19 protein-coding genes and 2 tRNA genes are annotated in these 20,535 nt (G+C 68.5%); 11 read left to right on the top strand and 10 right to left on the bottom strand.

The window, feature by feature from the left end:
• The first annotated feature begins 130 nt into the window (after positions 1-130).
• Positions 131-397, top strand: a complete 267-nt coding sequence (locus tag ACFE65_RS03370; protein WP_375380923.1) for a type II toxin-antitoxin system RelB/DinJ family antitoxin — start codon at positions 131-133, stop codon at positions 395-397.
• Complete coding sequence (locus tag ACFE65_RS03365) at positions 390-719, top strand: type II toxin-antitoxin system YafQ family toxin (protein ID WP_375380922.1); 330 nt, start codon at positions 390-392, stop codon at positions 717-719. Before ACFE65_RS03370 ends, ACFE65_RS03365 begins: the two co-directional genes overlap by 8 nt.
• A 6-nt stretch (positions 720-725) precedes the next feature.
• Here ACFE65_RS03365 and ACFE65_RS03360 read toward each other — a convergent pair whose 3' ends face one another.
• The 6 genes from ACFE65_RS03360 to ACFE65_RS03335 all read right to left on the bottom strand — a co-directional run bounded on the left by ACFE65_RS03360 (position 726) and on the right by ACFE65_RS03335 (position 6,633).
• The gene (locus tag ACFE65_RS03360) at positions 726-2,780 is read right to left on the bottom strand and encodes a hypothetical protein (protein WP_375380921.1); all 2,055 of its coding nucleotides are present in this window, start codon (positions 2,778-2,780) and stop codon (positions 726-728) included.
• A gap of 109 nt (positions 2,781-2,889) precedes the next feature.
• A tRNA-Pro gene (locus tag ACFE65_RS03355) sits at positions 2,890-2,966 on the bottom strand.
• Positions 2,967-3,063: 97 nt separating this feature from the next.
• The gene (locus ACFE65_RS03350; protein WP_375380920.1) at positions 3,064-3,216 is read right to left on the bottom strand and encodes a hypothetical protein; all 153 of its coding nucleotides are present in this window, start codon (positions 3,214-3,216) and stop codon (positions 3,064-3,066) included.
• Between the two features lie 492 nt (positions 3,217-3,708).
• Positions 3,709-3,782, bottom strand: a tRNA-Ile gene (locus ACFE65_RS03345).
• A 24-nt stretch (positions 3,783-3,806) separates the two neighbouring features.
• A complete protein-coding gene (locus ACFE65_RS03340) occupies positions 3,807-4,772 on the bottom strand; it encodes a polysaccharide deacetylase family protein (RefSeq protein ID WP_375380919.1) in 966 nt (321 codons plus the stop codon).
• Between the two features lie 49 nt (positions 4,773-4,821).
• Positions 4,822-6,633: a sensor histidine kinase gene (locus tag ACFE65_RS03335; protein ID WP_375380918.1), complete on the bottom strand. Its 1,812-nt coding sequence runs from the start codon at positions 6,631-6,633 to the stop codon at positions 4,822-4,824.
• 187 nt (positions 6,634-6,820) lie between these two features.
• Here ACFE65_RS03335 and ACFE65_RS03330 point away from each other — a divergent pair, with 187 nt between their 5' ends.
• The gene (locus ACFE65_RS03330) at positions 6,821-7,288 is read left to right on the top strand and encodes an Lrp/AsnC family transcriptional regulator (RefSeq protein WP_375380917.1); all 468 of its coding nucleotides are present in this window, start codon (positions 6,821-6,823) and stop codon (positions 7,286-7,288) included.
• Between the two features lie 53 nt (positions 7,289-7,341).
• Here ACFE65_RS03330 and ACFE65_RS03325 read toward each other — a convergent pair whose 3' ends face one another.
• Complete coding sequence (locus tag ACFE65_RS03325) at positions 7,342-8,613, bottom strand: tetratricopeptide repeat protein (protein ID WP_375380916.1); 1,272 nt, start codon at positions 8,611-8,613, stop codon at positions 7,342-7,344.
• A gap of 136 nt (positions 8,614-8,749) precedes the next feature.
• Between ACFE65_RS03325 and ACFE65_RS03320 the strand changes: the two genes are divergently transcribed.
• From ACFE65_RS03320 to ACFE65_RS03305, 4 genes are all read left to right on the top strand, one after another.
• The gene (locus tag ACFE65_RS03320) at positions 8,750-9,508 is read left to right on the top strand and encodes a YaaA family protein (protein WP_375380915.1); all 759 of its coding nucleotides are present in this window, start codon (positions 8,750-8,752) and stop codon (positions 9,506-9,508) included.
• Positions 9,505-10,191, top strand: coding sequence for an SDR family NAD(P)-dependent oxidoreductase (locus ACFE65_RS03315; RefSeq protein WP_375380914.1), 687 nt, complete (start codon positions 9,505-9,507; stop codon positions 10,189-10,191). The genes ACFE65_RS03320 and ACFE65_RS03315 overlap by 4 nt, the downstream gene beginning before the upstream one ends.
• 159 nt (positions 10,192-10,350) lie before the next feature.
• Positions 10,351-13,122 (top strand): DNA gyrase subunit A, encoded by a 2,772-nt coding sequence (gene gyrA / locus ACFE65_RS03310; protein WP_375380913.1) that lies wholly within the window; start codon positions 10,351-10,353, stop codon positions 13,120-13,122.
• A complete protein-coding gene (locus ACFE65_RS03305) occupies positions 13,119-13,478 on the top strand; it encodes a DUF952 domain-containing protein (RefSeq protein WP_375380912.1) in 360 nt (119 codons plus the stop codon). The genes gyrA and ACFE65_RS03305 overlap by 4 nt, the downstream gene beginning before the upstream one ends.
• 160 nt (positions 13,479-13,638) lie before the next feature.
• Here ACFE65_RS03305 and ACFE65_RS03300 read toward each other — a convergent pair whose 3' ends face one another.
• A complete protein-coding gene (locus ACFE65_RS03300; protein WP_375380911.1) occupies positions 13,639-14,184 on the bottom strand; it encodes a DUF4142 domain-containing protein in 546 nt (181 codons plus the stop codon).
• Positions 14,185-14,320: 136 nt separating this feature from the next.
• Here ACFE65_RS03300 and trmFO point away from each other — a divergent pair, with 136 nt between their 5' ends.
• Positions 14,321-15,661 (top strand): methylenetetrahydrofolate--tRNA-(uracil(54)-C(5))-methyltransferase (FADH(2)-oxidizing) TrmFO, encoded by a 1,341-nt coding sequence (gene trmFO, locus ACFE65_RS03295; protein ID WP_375380910.1) that lies wholly within the window; start codon positions 14,321-14,323, stop codon positions 15,659-15,661.
• A 101-nt stretch (positions 15,662-15,762) separates the two neighbouring features.
• Here the strand turns inward: trmFO and ACFE65_RS03290 are convergent, their stop codons facing one another.
• Both ACFE65_RS03290 and ACFE65_RS03285 read right to left on the bottom strand, forming a co-directional pair.
• Positions 15,763-16,251, bottom strand: a complete 489-nt coding sequence (locus ACFE65_RS03290) for an EF-hand domain-containing protein (protein WP_375380909.1) — start codon at positions 16,249-16,251, stop codon at positions 15,763-15,765.
• A 65-nt stretch (positions 16,252-16,316) separates the two neighbouring features.
• A complete protein-coding gene (locus tag ACFE65_RS03285) occupies positions 16,317-17,006 on the bottom strand; it encodes a squalene/phytoene synthase family protein (protein WP_375380908.1) in 690 nt (229 codons plus the stop codon).
• A gap of 76 nt (positions 17,007-17,082) precedes the next feature.
• Here ACFE65_RS03285 and ACFE65_RS03280 point away from each other — a divergent pair, with 76 nt between their 5' ends.
• From ACFE65_RS03280 to ACFE65_RS03270, 3 genes are read left to right on the top strand one after another with little or no spacing between them, the layout of a single operon-like run.
• Positions 17,083-19,161, top strand: coding sequence for a TadE/TadG family type IV pilus assembly protein (locus tag ACFE65_RS03280; protein ID WP_375380907.1), 2,079 nt, complete (start codon positions 17,083-17,085; stop codon positions 19,159-19,161).
• Complete coding sequence (locus ACFE65_RS03275) at positions 19,158-19,772, top strand: TadE/TadG family type IV pilus assembly protein (protein ID WP_375380906.1); 615 nt, start codon at positions 19,158-19,160, stop codon at positions 19,770-19,772. Before ACFE65_RS03280 ends, ACFE65_RS03275 begins: the two co-directional genes overlap by 4 nt.
• Positions 19,760-20,524, top strand: coding sequence for a TadE/TadG family type IV pilus assembly protein (locus ACFE65_RS03270; RefSeq protein ID WP_375380905.1), 765 nt, complete (start codon positions 19,760-19,762; stop codon positions 20,522-20,524). The genes ACFE65_RS03275 and ACFE65_RS03270 overlap by 13 nt, the downstream gene beginning before the upstream one ends.
• The last annotated feature ends 11 nt before the right edge of the window (positions 20,525-20,535 follow it).

The following is a 20,535-nucleotide window of genomic DNA, read 5'->3' as shown; positions in this document are numbered from 1 at the left end:
GTAAACCGTGCGCCGGCCTGCGTGTCTGTCTTGGCAAACTCCATCTGCGACCCATCATCCTCTTGTTGGAACGTCTTGACCGCCCGCACCATCGCACTATGTCTCTCAAATGAGATACAGGAGTTGAGTGATGCCGCAAACGACCATGCTGCATGTCCGCCTCGACGACGAGGTGAAGGCCAGAGGCAATGCGGCGCTCGCGGCAATGGGGCTGACGGCGGCCGATGCGGTGCGGCTTCTCTACCACCGTATCGTCGTCGACCAGGCATTCCCGCTCGAGCTGAAGGTGCCCAACGCGGCCACGCTGGCCGCAATGGTCGAGGCTGACGCGATGATCGCGGAACGGACAGCGCGGTTTGGGGATGGCGAGGCGATGGTAGCGGCCTTGAATGGCTAGGAGCGCGACGTCGAAGCGCGCCGCACATCCGCGCGCCTGCGACTATACCAACGCGTTCAGCAAGGACTGGGCCCGCCTGTCGGGCTCTGGCCGCTACGACATGCACCGGCTGAAGGCGGTCATGGTCCAGTTGATAGGCAACGATGCGCCGCTTGGGGCGGAGTGGAAAGATCATCCGCTTAAGGGCGATTGGGCCGCCCATCGCGAATGCCACATCGGCGGCGATTTCCTGCTCATCTACAAGGTCGATGATGCCGCCGGGAAGAGCGGCATCATCGTCTTCGTCCGGGCGGGAACCCACGCCGACCTGTTCGGCGAGTGACAATGCTCAGGGCGGCGACGCACCGCCGGCCCGGGCGAAGCCGGCGTCGCTGCGGCGCTTGCGAACGACGCCGCTGCCGGTCCGCGAACGCTTCTCCAGCGGCAGAAGCGCGATCGGGGCCGGTGCGAGGTGCCTGGTGATCTCGGGAATATAGCGCGTCATGAACGCCTGACGCTCGGCCAGGACGACATCGAGCCCCTCGGTCGCCATGCGCTTTGAGTAGAATTTTGCATTCACGCCCTCGCGGGCGTGCCCCATGATGTCGCAGCGCATGATCGCGTTGACGCCCTCGACCTCGTAGAAGCTCGAGCCGAGCGACCGGATCGAATGGATGTCCGGTCCCTTTCCGGCGGCATTGACCGGGAGCGGCAGCCGCACGGCGATATAGTCGACCATGTGCTGCCACGCGCGTTCATACAAATGGGCACCGCCTCGCTTCTCGGCATTAAGGTAAAGCTCGGGGAAAAGCGCTGCATGATCTTCCGCCCGGATCGCCTCGACATAGTCGAGGAATCCCAGCCGGATCAGCTCGGCGTGGATCGGCAGCACGCGCTTACGGGCGCGGCGCTTCTCGCCTGCCATCTCGCCATCCCGGCCGCGCGTCAGATTATCGCGGATGTGGAAATGCGGGACGGGGTGGTCGGCGACAATGTCGGCAACCTCGAGCCCGCAGGTCTCCTCACGGCAGCTGTGATGATAGAACCACAAAAGAGGTGCCCAATAGGCCGCGTCATGCCAGACCTGCGGCCTGGTTCCATCGTCGCACAGGCGGCTCAGCGCGCCCCCACCGCCTGTATATAAGGGCGAGTGAAACAGATGGTCGAGGTGGGCGGTCGTCCAGGGTGGACGCGTGTCGATATCGGGATCGTCCTTGATCGCGATCCGGCCGGCGCCGAAGTTCATGATGATGGCGCCGGGCATGCGGGGCATCCATGAGGTGGTGCCCAGGTGCTTGGCGACCGTTGCCATCGTCGACAGGTCGCGATTGACGGTCTTGTGACTGCGCCGGCTGGCCGCCGTCAGCGGCGGCAGTTCCGCCATCACGTCGGCGAACGGGCGCGCCATCGCGCCCTCGGTCAGCGATCCATAATAGAATTTGGCGGGCACCTTCTGGATGCCCTTCTTGAACGCCGCCGCATCGAGATGGGTATAGGCCCCAAGCGGCTTGTCGCCGGTGATCCAGGCGAACGTCTCCATGATGCGGCGCTGCTGCTTGAGGTCGCCCTTCCAGGTGTCGTCGGTCTTGAGATCGATGAGCACGTCGGAGATCGCCGAGCTGAACGGCCGCGGGTCGTAGACCTGGAACAGACTTTCCGGGGCCGGCTGGTTTACCGGCGGCGCAGTCTCTTGAGCCCGGGTGCTTCCACCAGAGACCAGCGCGCGCGCGGCGTCGGACGGCGGCCCGAGGTCGGCCATCAGCGCCGCCACCGGATCGGGCGCATCCATCACGTCGTCGTCGAACACGCGGCTGACGCGCGTGCAGGCGCTCGCAGCGGCACGGATCAGGTGCGTCCGGCCCACCGCGATGCTCGAGCCGGTCACGGGCGCACCAATCGCCCTGAGCCGTTCGGCGACCGCATCGTCGGTGAGCATGTCGCGAATCTTCTGCGCATACTCCTCGATCGAGTGGATCTCCGCCTCGAGGCCGCGCTCGACCAGCTCCGCGCGATCGCGGTCGGTAAGGCCGAGGTGCCGATCGGGGCGGCGGATGATCCGGTACGCCTCGGCTTCCTGGGCGGCGACCTCGGGCACTGACGACGACCAGGGAGCGTTCTCGTAGGCGCTATGGACGTAGAAGCGCAGCTCGGCTTCGAGCGCGACGCGGAACAGCGCCTCGATCTCGGTGCCGGTCAGCGTCCGCCCATCCTCCAGCATCGTGTCGACCGTCGCCTTTGTCGTCATGAAGCGCGCCGACAGCATCGCCGCGCGGGTGCGCGCGACCCGGGGGTCGGCGGTGCCCAGCGCTGCCGGTATCACCTTGGAGATTACATTTCGGTAATGGACGCGGCGCTGGAAGATGTAGCGGCCGTTGATGCGGCGGGTATGGGGAATGCGGGACACGGGGCTTCGGCCTTTTCCGCGTGTATCACCGCCATGTGGTCTGCCTGTGTTACAGACCATGATAGCGGCACACGCAAAGTGGCGGAAATCCGTCGCTTTCGCGATAAAGTGGTCGGGGAGACAGGATTCGAACCTGCGACCCCCTGGTCCCAAACCAGGTGCGCTACCAGCCTGCGCCACTCCCCGACGACGGTCGCCCTAGCGCCTCTCCCGCCGGAAATGAAGGGCGTAGATCGTGTCGACGGTCAGCTGCCACGCGGCGGCAACAACCATCGAAAAGCGTCTACTCGCCACCTTGCACGAACATGTCGTCGGTGTCGACCTCGTCCTTCGTCGGACGCTGACCCTCGAACTCGGGGACGTCGGTGAAGGCATCGACGACCGGCTGTTGATCGGGCGCGCTCGGATCGACGGGAAATGGGTGGGGGTTCGTCATGGTGGCACTCCTGGAAAAGACTGGCGCGACGTCATCGATCGACGTCAGGTCGCTCGATCCGCCTACAACGCACGGCAATACCGTTAGACCACGCACGTTCTTGCTGAGGCGCCTGGCACGATCGGGTGCCGCGGCGATCCGAGGCGGCGATGGCTCCGCCGCTATTGACCATGTCTCACTTCAAGCGCAGAACCATCGCCGACGGCCGCAGCATAGCGGCCGCGACAGGAGACGACGGGTCCGATGGTTATGCTTCTCGTGGCGTGGATTTTCGTAGGCATGGCATTGGCGCTTCTCCTCGCTGGCACCGCGGACAGATTGAAACGCGTCGCCTCCGCTCGCCGGGACTAAGGTCCGCGGGAACGCAAGTCCTGATGCTGGGCAATGGCAACGCGCGGGTTGCGGCGCGTTGAGGCGTCCACTGATGGCGGTCTTTGCCGCTCGGGCCTCGAACGCCGACAAGGCGCTGCGGACGTACAACGAGGCGGCGGGTGGGCCCGGCAGGACTTGAACCCGCAACCTAGCCGTTATGAGCGGCCAGCTCTAACCAATTGAGCTACAGGCCCGCGCCGATCCGCCGGGTAGCGCGGTCATCGCGCGGCGGCAATCACCTCGTCGAGCGTCGCTGCGCGATAGCCTGCCGCATCCAGTGCCTCGAGCACGACGCCCCACCAGGCCCAGAAGCGCGCGAGATCGGCGGCATCACGCACATAGGGCGTATGACCCGGGACCAGCGACGGCGAGTGGAACGACAGGTTCAGCACGCGCAGCCCCTCACCCGCGGCGATCCGGATCGCCTCGACTACGTCGGCGGCTGGCATGTCCTCCGGCGTCAGCGCCACGCGCCCGACCAGCCCGAGCCGCGCGAGCAGGCCCCGCCCGTGCCGCACCCGCCCCGCCGCCGCATGCCAGCGCGCGCCGCGACGCCGAAACCGGCCGGTGAAGACGGTCGTCAACGGCAACTCGATCAGAGAGCCGCCCGAACCGGTGCGGTAAGCGGCCGAGCCGACCGCGCGGAAATCCGGGCCGTCGTCGCGCGTGTAGTCGTAGCCCGCGCGCACCGAGCTATCGAGCCGGTAGCCGCGCTCCGCCAGCAACGCGGCGGTCGCCGGCCCGATGCCGTAGCGTCCGGCCCGATACGCCAGCGGTCGAACGCCCAGCGCGGCCGTGATCGCGTCGGTCAGCACGTCGATCTTGGCCGCCTCGACCGAGCGCGGCAGGTTGCCGGGATAGGTGGCAGCGGGGCCGACGACGTCCTGGAACGGCGGATTGACCCAGGGGTGAAGCTGGGCGCCGATCGTCGCGCCGCCCTCCGCCATCACCGCGCGCATCGCCGAAACGGCGCGTGCGTCGGTCACGACCGGATGATCGACCATGTAGGTCACGGGCACGCCCAGCGAACGGAAGCGGCGGTGCGTGGACGGCAGGGCGGCGATGGCGGTGACCGCGCGCGCGCGCGGCGTCAGCGGCGCGGACCAGTCGAACTCCTCCTCCGTGTCGACGAACAGCGTGAAGCGCGACCCGAAGCCATCGGGCCATCGGATCAGGGCGTCCATGGCGGGCGCGGGCACACGATAGCCGCCGCGGGATCCCCGTTCCGACACCTCAACTCGCGTAGGTCTGGCCCATCTCCTGCGTGACAGCGGCCGGTAGCCGAAGAGTCAAGCGGCGCGGCTCGAAACCGAGCGATCCGCCGAGCTCGGCGGCGAGGTTCTGCGCCAGCCGCAAGGCGAACCCCGCCCCGAGCAGCGGAGCGCCAGGCAAGGCGGCCTCCTGCTCGGCATCGATGCTGAGCAGCCGGTCCGGCGTGAGCGCCGCCAGTGCCGAGGGCCGGTCGGCGACGACGAGGACATGCCCCTCCCCATCCCGCATCGCCGCGACCGACAGCCGCTCGCCAGGCGCGCAGGCCGACACCAGCGCGCCCAGCAGCCGGGCGATCAACCGCTCGGCCGCGCGATCGTCCACTTCGAGCACCAGGCCGGGCGCGACCGGCGTCAGCGACACAGCGGCACCGCGCAACGCCGCCAGCGGCGCAAGATCGTCGAGCGCGCGGGCGAGCAGCGGCGCAAGCGGCACCGATCCCGGTCGCAGGTCGAGCGCGCCGCCCTCGATCCGGGCGGCGGTGTCGAGGTCGTCGATCGCGGCGATCAGGTCGGCGGCGTGCGCGCGGATCGTGCCGGCGCGCACGCGATAGACCGTCGGCACCGGGCCGAGCATCTCGCGCTCCATCAGTTCGGCGAAGCCCGCAATCGCATTGGCGGGCGTACGCAGCTCGTGGACGAGTTGCCGCAGCGAGTCCGCGCCGGCCGAGCGCGGCGCGATCGGGAGCGATCCGGCCAGCCTTGGCGCGGCGCTTTCGTCGGGTCGTGGGCGGCGCGCGACACCGTTGTAGCCGACGAACCGGCCGCTCGCCGGATCGAACCGCGGCTCGGCAGTGATCCGCCACGATCCCGCGGCCTCCGAAACGCCGCCCACCACCATCCGGGCGTCGCGGAACGGCGCCCGGCGGCGGAACGCGCCCGACGCGACGCCGTCGACCGCCGACGATGGCCCGGCCGTCCCCACCAGCGACAGGCCGATCACCGGCGATCGCGCGACCCCCTCGACGCCGCGGATCGCACCAGCCGCGTCCGTCTCGAACCGGAAGGTCAAGACGGTGCGGGCAGCCGTCGCGGGATGCTGCGCCTCGTCCGGGCCCGACAGTTCACGCTGGCGCTGGAACGCCTCGATCCGGGCGACGAGGTCCGAGATGGGGAACCCGTTCCCGGCCGTGTCCCCATCCGCGTTCGGGTCCGGCGCGGGGGGCAGCGCGGGATCACCGGACCGGCGCAGCGCTTCCGACACGACGGGCAATCCGGCAGCGACGACGCCCAGCGCCACGAAACTGCCCTCTCCGACAGGCGGCGTGGGCGGCGCGGGAGCAGGCGCAGGAGCCGTCCGCGCGCCGACGAGCTCCGCGGCCTCGGCTGGCCGGGCGCCGTCGTCCGGCGCGTAGGGCAGCACGAAGTCGGTCGCCCCGAAGCTCTCCAGCGCACGCTCCACTTCGGCCGGCAGGTCGCGCCGGTGTCGCAGCACCGATCGCCCCGCGGGCGACAGCGCGGGCAGCAGCGCGACCCATTCGTCGCTCGCAAGCGTGGCGGTGCGCAGGACGGGCGCCGCGATCGCCAGATCCTCCTGCGCGAACAGGGACACGAGCTCGACGCCCGGCGACGCGAACGCCAGGCTGCGCGCACTCGCGGCGCGCGTCGCGGCGGACACCGACGACCGGATCGCGCGCAGCCTGTCGAGCGCCTCGGGCAGCGGGGCCGCCCGCCCGCGACCGATCAGGTCGACGATCTGCCGCCACGCCGATGCGGCGCCGAACGCGCTGTCCGTGTCCGCGGCGAGCACCGTTCGCAAGCTGTCGTCGAAGCGCACCGAAGTCCCCAGACCGTCCGCCGGATCGGCGCGTCGGGTCAAACCTTAACCCGCCCGAATCGCCGGCGGAACCATCCATTTCGGTACGGTTCAAAGTGGCACAATTGCGTTCGCGCGTCAGCTTCCTATAGCGGCGCCAAGCGAACCGGGTGTCCGGGCCGCCACAGCGTCGGGAGGAGCGCGCAAAATGGCATTCGACCGGATCGACCGGCAGATCATGGCACTGTTGCAGGACGACGGACGGATGACGAACGTCGACCTCGCCGAGCGCGTCGGCCTGACCGCGCCGCCGTGCCTGCGGCGGGTGCGCGCGCTGGAAGAGGCGGGCGCGATCCGCGGCTATCATGCGGAGCTTGACGCAGCGAAGCTCGGTTTTCCGATCACCGTGTTCGCGATGGTCAGCCTGCGCAGCCAGGCCGAGCACGACCTGACGCTGTTCGAGGAGCATGTCGCCACCATCCCCGAGGTGCGCGAGTGCCACATGCTGAACGGGGAGATCGACTTCATCCTGAAGATCGTGGCGCAGGACCTGCGCGCATTTCAGGAGATATTGACGACGCATCTGACGCCGGCGCCCAACGTCGCGGGCGTCAAGACGTCGCTGACGATCCGTACCGCCAAGGCGCTGTCCGGCATACCGGTCGTGCCGGAATAGCCGGCCGATCCCGCTCCATGGCCGTCGGTGGCCATGGAGCGGGGTGGTGGCGGTCAGGCGACCGCCGGATGATCCAGCGACAGCAGCCAGAATTGCGCGATGTCGGTGTTGGGCGAGCCGGTGACGGCGCCGAACGCGGTCTTCGCGCCCGCCTTGTCGCCGGACATCGCGAGCGCGATGCCCAGATGCAGGTTGACCGTGTCGTTACTCACGCCCCCCTTGCTGAGCGCGAGCTGGTACAGCGGAATCGCGGCGGTATAGTCGCCCTTGCCCAGATACGCGTCCGCGGTCTGCGACGCGAGCGCGCCGTTCGCGCCCGCACGCGCCCGGGTGGCGAGCGTGGTCAGCGGCCCCTCGCTCGCGATCGACTTGTTCGCGTCGGCGAGGATGCCGGTGCCGTTGCCGCCCGTCGCCGGGACCTTGCCCGCCGCGCGGCCCTCGGTGATCGCGGTCCTCGCCTCGTCGGGCAGCCCGGCCTTCAGTACCTTGTCGGCATATTCCTCATAACCGTACTGATCAAGCGACTTGGTCGAGCGCATCAGCCGGAACAGATCGATGGTCTGGTTGCGATCGAGCGTGGCGAGCGAGCCCTGCTGGAGGCCATAGATCGTCATGGCGTCGTGCCAGTTCTTCGACGTCGGATAGGCGCTCAGCCAGCGCTTCAGCCAGTCGAGCGCCTGCGGCTTGTTCTTGGTGTTGACGCTCTGGCCGAGCGCGTACTTGTAATAGGATTCGGGTGCTGGCTTGCCCGTTGCTTCCGCCGTCTCGACCACCTTGCCGAAATCGGCGGTGCCGCCCGCGACATCGCCCGCGTTGATCTTGGTCTGCGCGATGATCAGCGGCAACTGCGGCTCGACATACCCCAGCGTCTGCGCCTGCTGATAGTCACGCAGCGCGCCCGCGAAGTCGCGCTTCTTCTCGGCGAACTGACCAAGGAAGAAATAAAGCTGCGCCTTTTCGGTCTGCGGCGTCTTGGCGTTGTCGACCAGCGACTGCAGCGTCGGGGCGAGGACCGACTGGTCGCCTTGCGGATCGGCCTTGAGCTGCGTCTGAGTCACCTGGATCCGCATGTGCGCGGCCGCATATTTGTCGTCGTCCGTCTTGGCCACCGCCTCGACCGCCGCGACGGTCGACTGCATCGCCGCGACGTCGGTGCCCTTCAGCGCCGCCTGCGCCGGGCCGGCCGCCTTGATGAACTCGGGCGAGTAGCTCGGGCCCGTCGCCGCCTTGTCGTCCTTCTTGGCGTCCGCCGGCACCGACACGGCGAGGCCGCCGACGCCGGCCAGCAGCGCGGCGGCGAGCGTGAGCCTGGAAAACTGCGTCATCGCGATACTCTCCTGTTGCGGCGGGAGCGAGCCGCCGGATGGGTTGGGGCGCGTATAGGCGCTGCCGCCGGACGTTCAAGCCGAGCGGCGCTGAACCGGCATTGAACTGGCCGGCGGCGGCGCTTACCCAGCCTTGATGATCGCCGTCCTCTCCCCCGCCAAGACGCTCGATTATGCCACGCCGCTGCCGCCGATCGAGGCGACGCATCCGCGCTTCGGCGAGGAGGCCCGGACGCTCGCCGCCGCCGCCGGGCGGCTGGGCGCGAAGCGGCTGGGCGACCTCATGGGCATCTCCCCCAAGCTCGCGACGCTCAACGTCCAGCGGTTCCGCGGCTTCGCGGAGGCGGAGGAGCGGCCGGCGCTCTACGCGTTCGCGGGCGACGTGTATCGCGGGCTGGAGGCGAAGACGCTGGAGCCGGAAGGGGTGGCCTTCGCGCAGGATCATCTGCGGCTGCTGTCCGGCCTCTATGGCCTGCTCCGCCCGCTCGACGCGATCCGGCCCTATCGGCTGGAGATGGGCACGCGCTGGGCGCCGCGACGCAAGGCTTTGACCGACTGGTGGGGGGACCGGATCGCGGCCGCGCTGGCCGACGATCTGGCGGAGGAGGGTTCGGGCGTCGTGCTGAACCTCGCCAGCCAGGAATATTGGGCCGCCATCGGCGATCGGCTTGCCGAGAACGTCCGCGTGGTGGCGGTGGACTTCCGCCAGGCCAGGCCGGACGGGCCGAAGTTCGAGAGTTTCGCGGCCAAGCGCGCGCGCGGCACCATGTCGCGCTGGATGGCGGAGCACCGGATCGAGGAGATCGAGGCGATGAAGGGCTTCGATGCCGACGGCTACCGGTTCGCCGAACTGGTCGACGGAGACGCCGATCATTGGCGGTTCGTGCGCGGATGAGCGGCGGCTCCTCTCCCGCGATCGTCGTCGGCGCGTCGGGCGGCATCGGCGCCGCGCTGGCGGAGGCGCTGGCCGACGAGGACCGCGCCGTCACCGGCCTCGCGCGCTCGTTCGTCGGCGACCGGCACCTCGATCTGGAGGACGAGGCGAGCATCGCCGCCGCCGCCGCGCGTGCCGGATCGCCCGAGCTGGTGATCGTCGCGACCGGCCTGCTGCACGACGCGCACCGCGGCCCCGAGAAGGCGTTGCGCGACCTCGATCCCGCCTGGCTCGCACGGCAATATGCGGTGAACGCGATCGGCCCGGCGCTGGTGGCGAAACACTTCCTGCCGATCATGCCGCGCACCGGTCGCACGCTGTTCGCGGTGCTCTCGGCGCGCGTCGGCAGCATCTCGGACAACAAGCTCGGCGGCTGGTACGGCTATCGCGCGAGCAAGGCAGGCCTCAACCAGCTGGTGCGCACGCTCTCGGTCGAGGAGCGGCGGCGCAACGATCGCTCGATCGTCGTCGCGCTGCATCCCGGCACCGTCGACACCGCGCTGTCGAAGCCGTTCCAGTCCTCCGGCCGCGACCTGTTCGATCCCGGCCGCGCGGCGGTACAGTTACTAGATGTGCTCGACGGGCTGAAGCCGCCCGACAGCGGCCGGTTGTTCGGCTGGGACGGAACGGAAATTGCGCCCTGACCCTCCCACGTCTCCCCGGACTTGATCCGGGGTCCCGCTTCTTCCCACGGGTCGCCAGAAGCGGGACCCCGGGTCAAGCCCGGGGTGACGAGAGGGTGGCCATAAGGACGCGCGCGGACTAGACCGGATCAACTCTCCGATCCCCGCAAGGCCCATGATTTGACCGATACGACCCTCGCCGATCCGTCCGACATCTCGCCGATCTCGATCGTCGAGGAGATGAAGACCAGCTACCTCGATTACGCGATGAGCGTGATCGTGGCGCGCGCGCTGCCCGACGTGCGCGACGGGCTGAAGCCGGTGCATCGCCGCATCCTGTTCTCCGCCAGCGAGAGCGGCTTCGTGTACAACCGGCCATATCGCAAGTCGGCGCGCATCGTCGGCGACGTGATCGGCAAATACCACCCGCATGGCGACACCTCGATCTACGAGGCGCTGGCGCGCATGACGCAGGACTGGGCGATGCGGCTCCCGCTGATCGACGGCCAGGGGAATTTCGGGTCGATGGACCCCGATCCCGCCGCCGCGATGCGCTACACCGAGGCGCGGCTGGCGAAGGTGGCCGGCTATCTGCTCGACGATCTCGATAAGGACACCGTCGACTTCCAGCCCAATTACGACGGGTCGGAGCGCGAGCCGACGGTGCTGCCCGCGCGGTTCCCCAATCTACTGGTCAACGGCGCGGGCGGCATCGCGGTCGGCATGGCGACCAACATCCCGCCGCACAATCTGGGCGAGGTGATCGACGCCTGCCTCGCGGTGCTCGACGCGAGCGTCGCGGGCGACGATCCCGTCACCGACGAGGAGCTGCTGCGGATCGTGCCGGGGCCGGACTTCCCGACCGGCGCGATCATCCTCGGCCGCACCGGCTGCCGGTCCGCCTATCTGACCGGGCGCGGCTCGATCATCGTGCGGTCGCGCCACAAGATCGAGGAGAGCCGCGGCGACCGTCGCTCGATCGTGCTGACCGAGATACCCTATCAGCAAGGCAAGAACGCGCTGGTCGAGCGCATCGCCGAAGCCGCCAAGGACAAGCGCGTCGAGGGCGTCAGCGACATCCGCGACGAGAGCAACCGCGAGGGCGTGCGCGTCGTCATCGACCTCAAGCGCGACGCGACGCCCGAGGTGGTGCTGAACCAATTGTGGCGGCACACGCCGGCGCAGGGCTCGTTCGCCGCCAACATGCTGGCGATCCGCGGCGGGCGGCCCGAGCTCTTGCCGCTGCGCGACATCATCGAGGCGTTCATCGGCTTTCGCGAGCAGGTCATCACCCGCCGCGCCAAGTTCGAGCTCGCCAAGGCGCGCGACCGTGCCCACATCCTGCTCGGGCTCGTCGTCGCGGTCGGCAACCTCGACGAGGTGGTGCGGATCATCCGCGGCTCGTCGTCGCCCGCGGTGGCGCGCGAGGCGCTGGTGACGCGCGACTGGCCGATCGCCGATATCGCGCCCTACATCCGGCTGGTCGAGGCGGTCGAGGCGGAGGTGACGGGCGACCATTACCGCCTGTCGGAGATCCAGGTCCGCGCGATCCTCGACCTGCGGCTCCACCGGCTGACCGCGCTGGGCCGCGACGAGATCGGCGACGAGCTCAAGGGCCTCGCCGGTTCGATCACCGAGTTGCTCGCGATCCTGGCGGACCGGGTGAAGCTGTACGCGGTGATGCGCGAGGAGCTCGTGGCGGTGCGCGATCAGTTCGCGACGCCGCGCCGGACCGAGATCGCCGCCGCCGCCGACGGGATCGAGGACGAGGACCTGATCGAGCGCGAGGACATGGTCGTCACCGTGACGATCGGCGGCTACATCAAGCGTACCAGCCTCGACAGCTTCCGTGCGCAGAAACGCGGCGGCAAGGGGCGCGCCGGCATGGCGACCAAGGACGAGGACGCGGTCGCCGAGCTGTTCGTGACGTCGACGCACACGCCCGTCCTGTTCTTCTCCACCGCCGGCAAGGTGTACCGCATGAAGGTGTGGCGCCTGCCCGAGGGCGGCCCGGCGACGCGTGGGCGGTCGATGAACAACCTGCTGCCGCTGGGGCCGGGCGAGACGATCTCCACCGTCCTGCCCCTGCCGGAGGATGAGGGCGACTGGGCGAAGCTGCACGTGATGTTCGCGACCGCGCGCGGCACCGTGCGGCGCAACTCGATGGACGCGTTCACCAACGTGCCCTCGAACGGCAAGCTCGCGATGCGGTTCGAGGCGGACGAGGACGGCAGTTATGACGACCGGCTGATCGGCGTCGCATTGCTGCGCGAGGACGATGACGTGCTGCTCGCGACGCGGCTCGGCCGCGCGATCCGCTTCGCCGCGGACGACGTGCGCGCGTTCCAGAGCCGCACCTCGACGGGCGTGCGCGGCATGACGCTGAAGGACGGCGACGAGGTGATCTCGCTGTCGGTCCTCCACGGCATTCCGGCGAGCCAGGAGGAACGCGAGGATTACCTCAAGTTCGCGCCCTACAAGGAGCGCGACGGCGATCCCGAGATGCCGATGGAGCGGTTCGACATGCTGCGCGGCGCCGAGCAGTTCATCCTGACGGTGTGCGCCAATGGCTATGGCAAGCTGTCCAGCGCGTACGAATACCGGCGCACCGGGCGCGGTGGTCAGGGTATCACCAACATCGACAACGTGGCCCGCAACGGCCCGGTGGTGGCGAGCTTCCCGGTCACCAAGGCGCAGGAGCTGATGCTGGTGACGGACCAGGCGAAGCTGATCCGCATGCCGTTGGGCACCCTGCGCGTCATCGGCCGCGGCTCGGCGGGCGTGCGGCTGTTCGACGTCGCGCCGGGCGAGCACGTCGTGTCGGCGGCGCGGATCGAGGAGAATGAGGAGGACGCCGAGATCGTGCTGGCCGACGGCCCGGTCGCGATCGCGCCCGACACCGGCGCGACGATCGGCGAGGACTCGGCGGCCGGGCCGGAGGACGGCGAGTGAGCGACACGCGCGACACTGCCACCGCGTACAAGGTGCTGACCGCCAACCAGATGGCCGCGCTGGAGCGCGACGGCATTTTCGCCGGCGCGCCGATCGACGTCGCGGACGGCTTCGTCCACCTGTCAACCGCCGAGCAGTTGACCGAGACGGTGGACAGGCATTTCGCCGGCCAGTCCGATCTCCACGTCGCGGCGGTGGACCTGGGCTCGTTCGGCGCGTCGCTGAAATGGGAGCCGTCGCGCGGCGGCCAGCTTTTCCCCCACCTGTACGGCCCGCTGCTGCTGGAGACGGTGATCGCTTACGGTCCGTTGGTACGGGACGGTGGTGGGCAGGTGAAGCTGCCGATTGCGGGGTAACGACTGATCGTCATCCCAGCGCACGCTGGGATCGCTCGCAAATGCGGACTTGATCACGACGCGACCCCAGCGTGCGCTGGGGTAGCGGGCTGCGGGGATAACGAAAAAAGGGCGGCAGCTCGCGCCACCGCCCCGTTTCGAGATCAGTCGAAGCCGACGATCACATGCCGGACATCGAGCCCATACTGCCGAGCATGTCGATATGGCTCTGCACCACCGGGACGATCTTGGCCGCCGTCGCCATCAGCGCGGGCTTGTCGCCGCCCGAGGCATAGCTCTGCTGGATCTGCAGCGCGGCCTGATGCGCGGTCGCCTGATCCTGCATGTAGACCGCGTCGCGCGCCTTGCCCGTGGCGGACTGGATGTCGCCCATCATCTGCTGCTGCATCGGCATCAACATGGGCGGCGGTACGGCCACGCCGTCCTTGCGCGCCGCGACCTTGATCATCGCGGTGCTCTTGGTGTGATCGGCGATCATCTTGTTGGCAAACGACCGGACCTTGGGGTCCTTCGTCGACTTGAGCACCAGCTTGCTCGAATCGAGCTCGAACTTGTCGCCGGCCCCCGCATCCTTGACGTAATCCGGCGCCATCGTCGGCGCGGTCATCGGATCACCGGCGGGCGCGGTCGGCGCCATCTGCGCGTTCGCTGCGCCAGCGAAGCAGACGGCCATGGCCGCAGCCGCCATCAAATTGGTCTTTAACATCTTTTCTCTCCTGCAATAGCTGGCCTTTAACGCATCCAAGCTTCAGTTGGTCGCAACTATTGATGCGTATCAACGCGATGGTCGCGCGAACGGCGACTGCGCTCGCGTCGTCGGCCCGCATCGGTTAGCGTCGGACATGACTCACGACATCCACATCGTCGGCGGCGGCCTTGCCGGGTCCGAAGCCGCCTGGCAGCTCGCGGAGGCCGGTTGGCCGGTGCGCCTGTCGGAGATGCGCGGCGGCGGCCATGCGACCCCGGCGCACCAAGGGGACAGCTTAGCCGAGCTCGTCTGCTCGAACAGCCTGCGCTCCGACGATGCGACCTCGAACGCGGTCGGCCTGCTGCACCAGGAGATGCGGACGCTCGGCTCGCTGATCCTGCGCACCGCGGACGCCACCCGCGTCCCCGCCGGATCGGCGCTCGCGGTCGATCGCGACGGCTTCTCCGCCGCCGTCACCGCCGCGCTCGAATCGCACCCCAACATCGAGGTCGTGCGCGAGCGGGTGGACGCGCTGCCGGACGGCCCGGCGATCATCGCCACCGGTCCGCTCACCGGCGCGGCGCTGGCGGCCGGGATTGCGGAGGCGACCGGCGCCGACGCGCTCGCGTTCTTCGACGCGATCGCGCCGATCGTGCATCGCGATTCAATCGACATGGACGTCGCCTGGTTCCAGTCGCGCTGGAACAAGGGCGACGGGTCGGACTACATCAACTGCGCGCTCGACAAGGATCAGTACGCCGCGTTCCACGCCGGGCTGATGGCGGGCGAGAAGGGTGAGTTCCGCGAGTGGGAACGCGACACGCCCTATTTCGACGGCTGCATGCCGATCGAGGTGATGGCGGAGCGCGGGCTCGACACGCTGCGCTTCGGCCCGATGAAGGGCGTCGGCCTCGACGATCCGCGGACCGGCCGCTGGCCGCATGCGGTGGTGCAGCTGCGCCAGGACAATGCGCAGGGCACGCTGTGGAACATCGTCGGCTTCCAGACCAAGCTGAAACATGCCGAGCAGGTGCGGCTGTTCCGCACCATCCCCGGGCTGGAGCGGGCCGAGTTCGCGCGGCTGGGCGGGCTGCACCGCAATACCTTCATCCGCTCGCCGGTGCTGCTCGACGGCACGCTGCGGCTGAAGTCGCGCCCGTCGCTGCGCTTCGCCGGGCAGATCACGGGGTGCGAGGGCTATGTCGAGAGCGCGGCGATCGGGCTGTTGGCCGGACGGTTCGCGGGGGCGGAGCTCGCCGGGCGCACCCTGCCGGCACCACCGCCCGAGACGGCGCTGGGCGCGTTGCTCGGCCACATCACCGGCGGCGCGGCGGCGGACAGCTATCAGCCGATGAACGTCAATTTCGGCCTGTTCCCGCCAATCGAGGGACGCACGAAGAAGGCCGACCGCAAGAAGATGTACACCGATCGCGGCCGCGAGGCGCTGGCGGGCTGGATGGCGTCGCTGGACGAACGGGTCGCGGAGCCGGCCTGATTACCTCCCGTCACCCCGGCCTTGAGCCGGGGCCCCGCTTCTTCCCGTGGCCGACGCGCAAGAAGCGGGGCCCCGGGTCGAGCCCGGGGTGACGGATGCAGTCAGCTGTCCTCCTTGTCCTCCGCCGCCGGAGCCGCCACCGCCGGCGCGCAGGGCACGCGGCGCGGTGCCTTGCGCTTCACCGCGGTGGTCGCGAACTCGGTCGCGGTCAGCGTGCCGGACTTGTCGGCGTCAGCGCCCGCGAACTTGGTCTCGGCCTTGATCGCCCATTCGTCGAACGACAGCTTGCCGTCGTGATCGGTGTCGAGCTTGGCGAAGGCCTTCCGGCGCGCCTGAAGATATTCCTCGCGCGTGACGGTGCCGTTGCGATCCTTGTCGTAACGGTCGAACCGCTTCTGCTCGCGGGTGCGCTCGCTGGCTTCGGGCACGGTCGCCGGCAACGGCGCGGCCGCCTGCCCGCCCCCCGCGGCCACCAGAGCCGCGGGCGCGAGTGGCAGGACGGCGTCGCTACGCGCGCGCTTGTTCATCACCAGCATGACCGCAGCGACCATCAGCAACGCCGCCACGCCGCCCACCAGATACCGCCACATCGCCTAAGGTCCCCCGCTGTCGCCACAGGCTAACCGCTCGCGCGCCGCTGTCCAGCGGGAGGTGTCTAGCCGCCGGTGAGCCGGTGCCGCAGCAACCGCGCGACGCGGCGCGGAGACCCCACGCGCACGGGCGGCTCGGCCAAGTCCATCCGCGCCGCATGGGCCATCGCCCCGAGCGCCCGCGCCGGGCGCGACCAACGGAGCGCGAGCGCCTGCCCTAGCCGCGCCCGTGCGAGATCGGCGGCGGCGGCGCGCTCGGCGGCGTTTGCGATGTGGCCCACCAGATCGGCCAGCGCCCAGCCCTCGCCCGCCTCCCCCACCGGGTCGCCCGGCGCGGCGCCCAGCACCGTCCCCGCCGCCTCGAACAACACCCGCCCCCGTCCCGCCGCGTAGGTCGTGAGCCGTCCGCTATCCAGCGGCTCAAGGTCGAGCAGCGTCTCCCACCCGTCGATCATGCCGGCAAGCCGCACGCCCGCGACGCCGCGCGGCAGGACATCCTGCGCGAGCGCGGCCAGCACCGGCTGGGCGGGCACGATCCCGTCGTCCAGAGCGGTCAGCGCGCCATGCCACCAGGTGAGCCGCATCTGCGCCACCAGCGGCTCGCGCCCGGCGCGCAGCAGGCCGGCGAGCGTATCGTCCAGCGCCAGCAACGCAGCGAGTGCGGCCCGAGCTCTGGCGGGCGCGTAGCTCAGCGCCACCGCGCGCTCGGGTGGCGCATCGGTGTTCGCGGCAGGTCGCAAGGTCTCGTTAACCATATGCATTGGCCAGCAATTAGGCGGCCGTCGCTACCACCACCGCCGTACATAGGCGAGGTGGGAAGCGTCGAAGGACATGAGTTGGTTCAGGTTCAGATCGGCGAGCAAGGCCAAACCGGCGCAGGCCGCCCGGACGTTCGCCGCTCCGCGCGGCGCGGTCGGCTTTCTCGCGCGCCTGCGACGCGACACCGCGGGCAATACGCTGGCGATCATGGGCGCGGCGCTGATACCTCTGATCGGTTTCACCGGTTCCGCCGTCGACATGGCGCGACTGTACGTGGTGAAGGTGCGCCTGCAACAATCGTGCGACGCTGGCGTCCTGGCGGGCCGTCATGCGATGACCGACACGTCATGGCCATCCGGACTGCCGGCAGGACAGACGACCGCGCCGCTTGATCCGGTCGCGAACACTCAGGCTCAGCAGTTCTTCGCGAACAACTTCCCCAGCAGTCCGCAAAGCCCCTGGTTCCAGACGACGAACGCGACGTTCACGGCATCCAAGACGCGGCAGGGCACATCCGCGGTGGCCAACGCCGCCTATGGCGTGGCCACCGTCACGGTGCCGATGGCGTTGATGAACTATTTCGGTGCACCGCCGGTCGCGCTGACGGTCACCTGCCAGGCGGTGTACGATCTGGCTGACGCGGACGTCATGTTCGTACTCGATACGACGGGGTCGATGTCCTGCTATCCCAGTGACTCGACCGATTGCGCGAACGGGCCGGCGGCGTCATTTCAGCGTACCGATGGTACAACAGGTTATTACGATCCGGAGAAGTCGCCGACGCAGGTCAACGGCAGCACCATGTATTCCAAGATCGAATCGCTGCGACGGGCGGTGCTGCTGTTCGACAGCACCATGCGGGCGAATGCCGATCCATCGACCCATTTCCGTTATGGCTTTGCGCCGTACAATTCGGCGATGAACATCGGCGCCGCGATCTCCTCGGTCTCGCCGCAATATATCCAGAACACGAACTGGACGTATCAGAGCCGACAGGTCAACCGGGACTATCAGTTCACGGGCAACTACCTGCTGGCGAACGGAAACCAGACCAAGGGTCCGTCCAGCTTCAGCCTTACCGGTATCCCGCAGTCGATCTGCACGCCACAACGCTATCCTGCCGCGGGCTACACCATTACGGGACCGACCTGGAGCAACGCCGGCTTCTACATGGCGGTTCAATACTATAATCTGAGCTGGACCCAACCCAACGGCGGCACCTGTTCGGGCATGCAGCAACCGCTGCGCGCGGTCTGGCGCTACCAACCGTATCAGCTCAACACAGGCGCGTACGTCCAGAGCCTGTCGTCGCAGAACCCGGCGGTGGCCAACCCCAGCCGCCTCGACGGCAGCACGGCGCGGTGGCGTGGATGCGTGGAGGAGTTGAACACGACGACGGCGTCGTCGTTCAACGTGTCGAGCCTTCCGAACGACCTTGATCCCGACGTGATCCCTACGGATTCCACCAATCTATGGCGCCCGATGTGGGCCGATGCGGTCTGGCTTCGCAACTCCACTGCCAACCAGGACGTGAACGACGATCAGGTCAACGAGGCCAGTCCCCAGGTCTACACAGACGTCGCCTATCGGGCAGGCGATACCTTCGACCAGGGTGGCGCGGCGACATGCGGCATGGCTGCGCAGCGGCTGGGCGTCATGACGGCGCAGCAGGTCCATGATTACGTCTACGCCAACGACTTCCGTGCGTTCGGCGGCACGTACCATGACGTCGGCATGACATGGGGCAACCGGATGCTGTCCACCAAGGGCATCTTCGCGGCGGATACCGCGGCCTGGCCCGGCCGCAATCCGCCGTCGCGCTCGATCGTGTTCATGACGGACGGCACGATGGCGCCGAGCGAGACGATCTACGGCGAGACCGGCGTCGAGATGCTCGACCAGCGGGTGACCGGCGACGGCACCTACAACACCGACTACAACAACCATACCGCACGGTTCAGGATCGAGTGCGATGCGGCCAAGGCGCGTGGCGTCACCATCTACGTCGTCGCGCTCGGCACCGGCCTGACGACCGACCTGAACTATTGCGCATCGCCCGGCCAGGCGTTCACCGCAAGCAGCACCGACCAGCTGACGGCCGCCTTCGCCAGCATCGCCACCCGCGTCGCCAAGCTGAGGATCAGCCAATGACCGCTGCGTTGCGGCTCGGGATTGGGTTCACGCAGCGGCTCGCGCGCGACACGCGCGGGCTCGCCGTCATCGAGTTCGCCATCGTCGTACCCGTCATGCTGCTGGTCATCATGAGCCTCGGCGAACTGACCTATCAGGGCTATGTCCAATCTGTGCTCACCGGTGCCGTACAGAAAGCCGGGCGCGATTCGACGATCCAGGGCGCCGGCACCCAGACGGGGCAGATCGACACCGTCGTCATGCAGCAGGTCCTGCAGATCTCGAAGAACGCGACCTACGATTCCAAGCGGTCGAGCTATTCGAACTTCAGCGCCGTCGGCCCGGAGCCGTTCGTCGACAGCAACAACAACGGCGTCTACGACGCCGGGTCAGACTGTTTCACCGACCTCAACGGCAACGGAACCTGGGACGCCGATCCCGGCACCTCCGGTCAGGGCGGCGCGAACGATGTGACCGTGTACACGATCCACGTCTATTACCCTCGGCTGTTCCCCATCGCCACGCTGATCGGCCTGTCCTCCACCGCGACGTTGACGGGCATGACCGTCCTCAAGAACCAACCCTGGGCGAACCAATCCGCCTACACGCCAAAACAGATATGTCCCAAGTGACCGTCATCGCGCCACCTGTCACCCGGGCCGGTCGCCGCGTAGGAGCGATGCTCGCCCGGCTCGCGCGCGACCGGTCGGGCACGTCCCTGCTGGAGTTCGCGTTCACCTTGCCGTTGGTCCTTGCCGTCGGCTGCTGGGGCATCGAGCTGTCCAACCTCGCGATCTGCAACCTGCGGGTAAGCCAATATGCGTTGAACCTCGCCGACAATGCGTCGCGTGTCGGCTTGGACAGCGGCAGCGGCGTCACGACCCTGCGCGAGACCGACGTCAACGATGTGTTGCAAGGCTCGAAGCTGGAAGGCGCAGCGATCGCGCTGACCGCCAACGGCCGCATCACGCTCACCAGCCTGGAAAACGTTCAGCGCAGTTTTTCCGACGGCACGTCCGATGCCGCACCCGTACAACGCGTCCACTGGCAGCGGTGCACCGGTGCGATGAGCGGGACGGGCTATGACTCCACCTATCCGACCGTCCCCATCACCGCCGGGTCGGATGGCACGCGAGCGACCGCCGGAATGACCGTCCTCAACTACGGCTCCGCCGGCACGCCGATCACGGCCCCCCTCAACACAGGCGTGATGTTCGTCGAGATCAACTATCTGTACAAGCCGCTGTTCGGCTCGCTCTACATAAGTCCCCGGACGATCCACTACGTCGCATCGTTCATCGTGCGCGACAATCGCAGCTGGGTGCAGGTGTACAACCCAAGCCCCGCCGCGACAGCATCGACCTGCGATAAGCATTCTGCCTGACAGGCTGTCCC

It is taken from the genome of uncultured Sphingomonas sp., from assembly GCF_964237335.1.
Taxonomy (GTDB): Bacteria; Pseudomonadota; Alphaproteobacteria; order Sphingomonadales; family Sphingomonadaceae; genus Sphingomonas.
The sequence above is the reverse complement of the archived record's forward strand: the minus strand, read 5'-3'. Positions and strand labels throughout refer to the sequence as shown.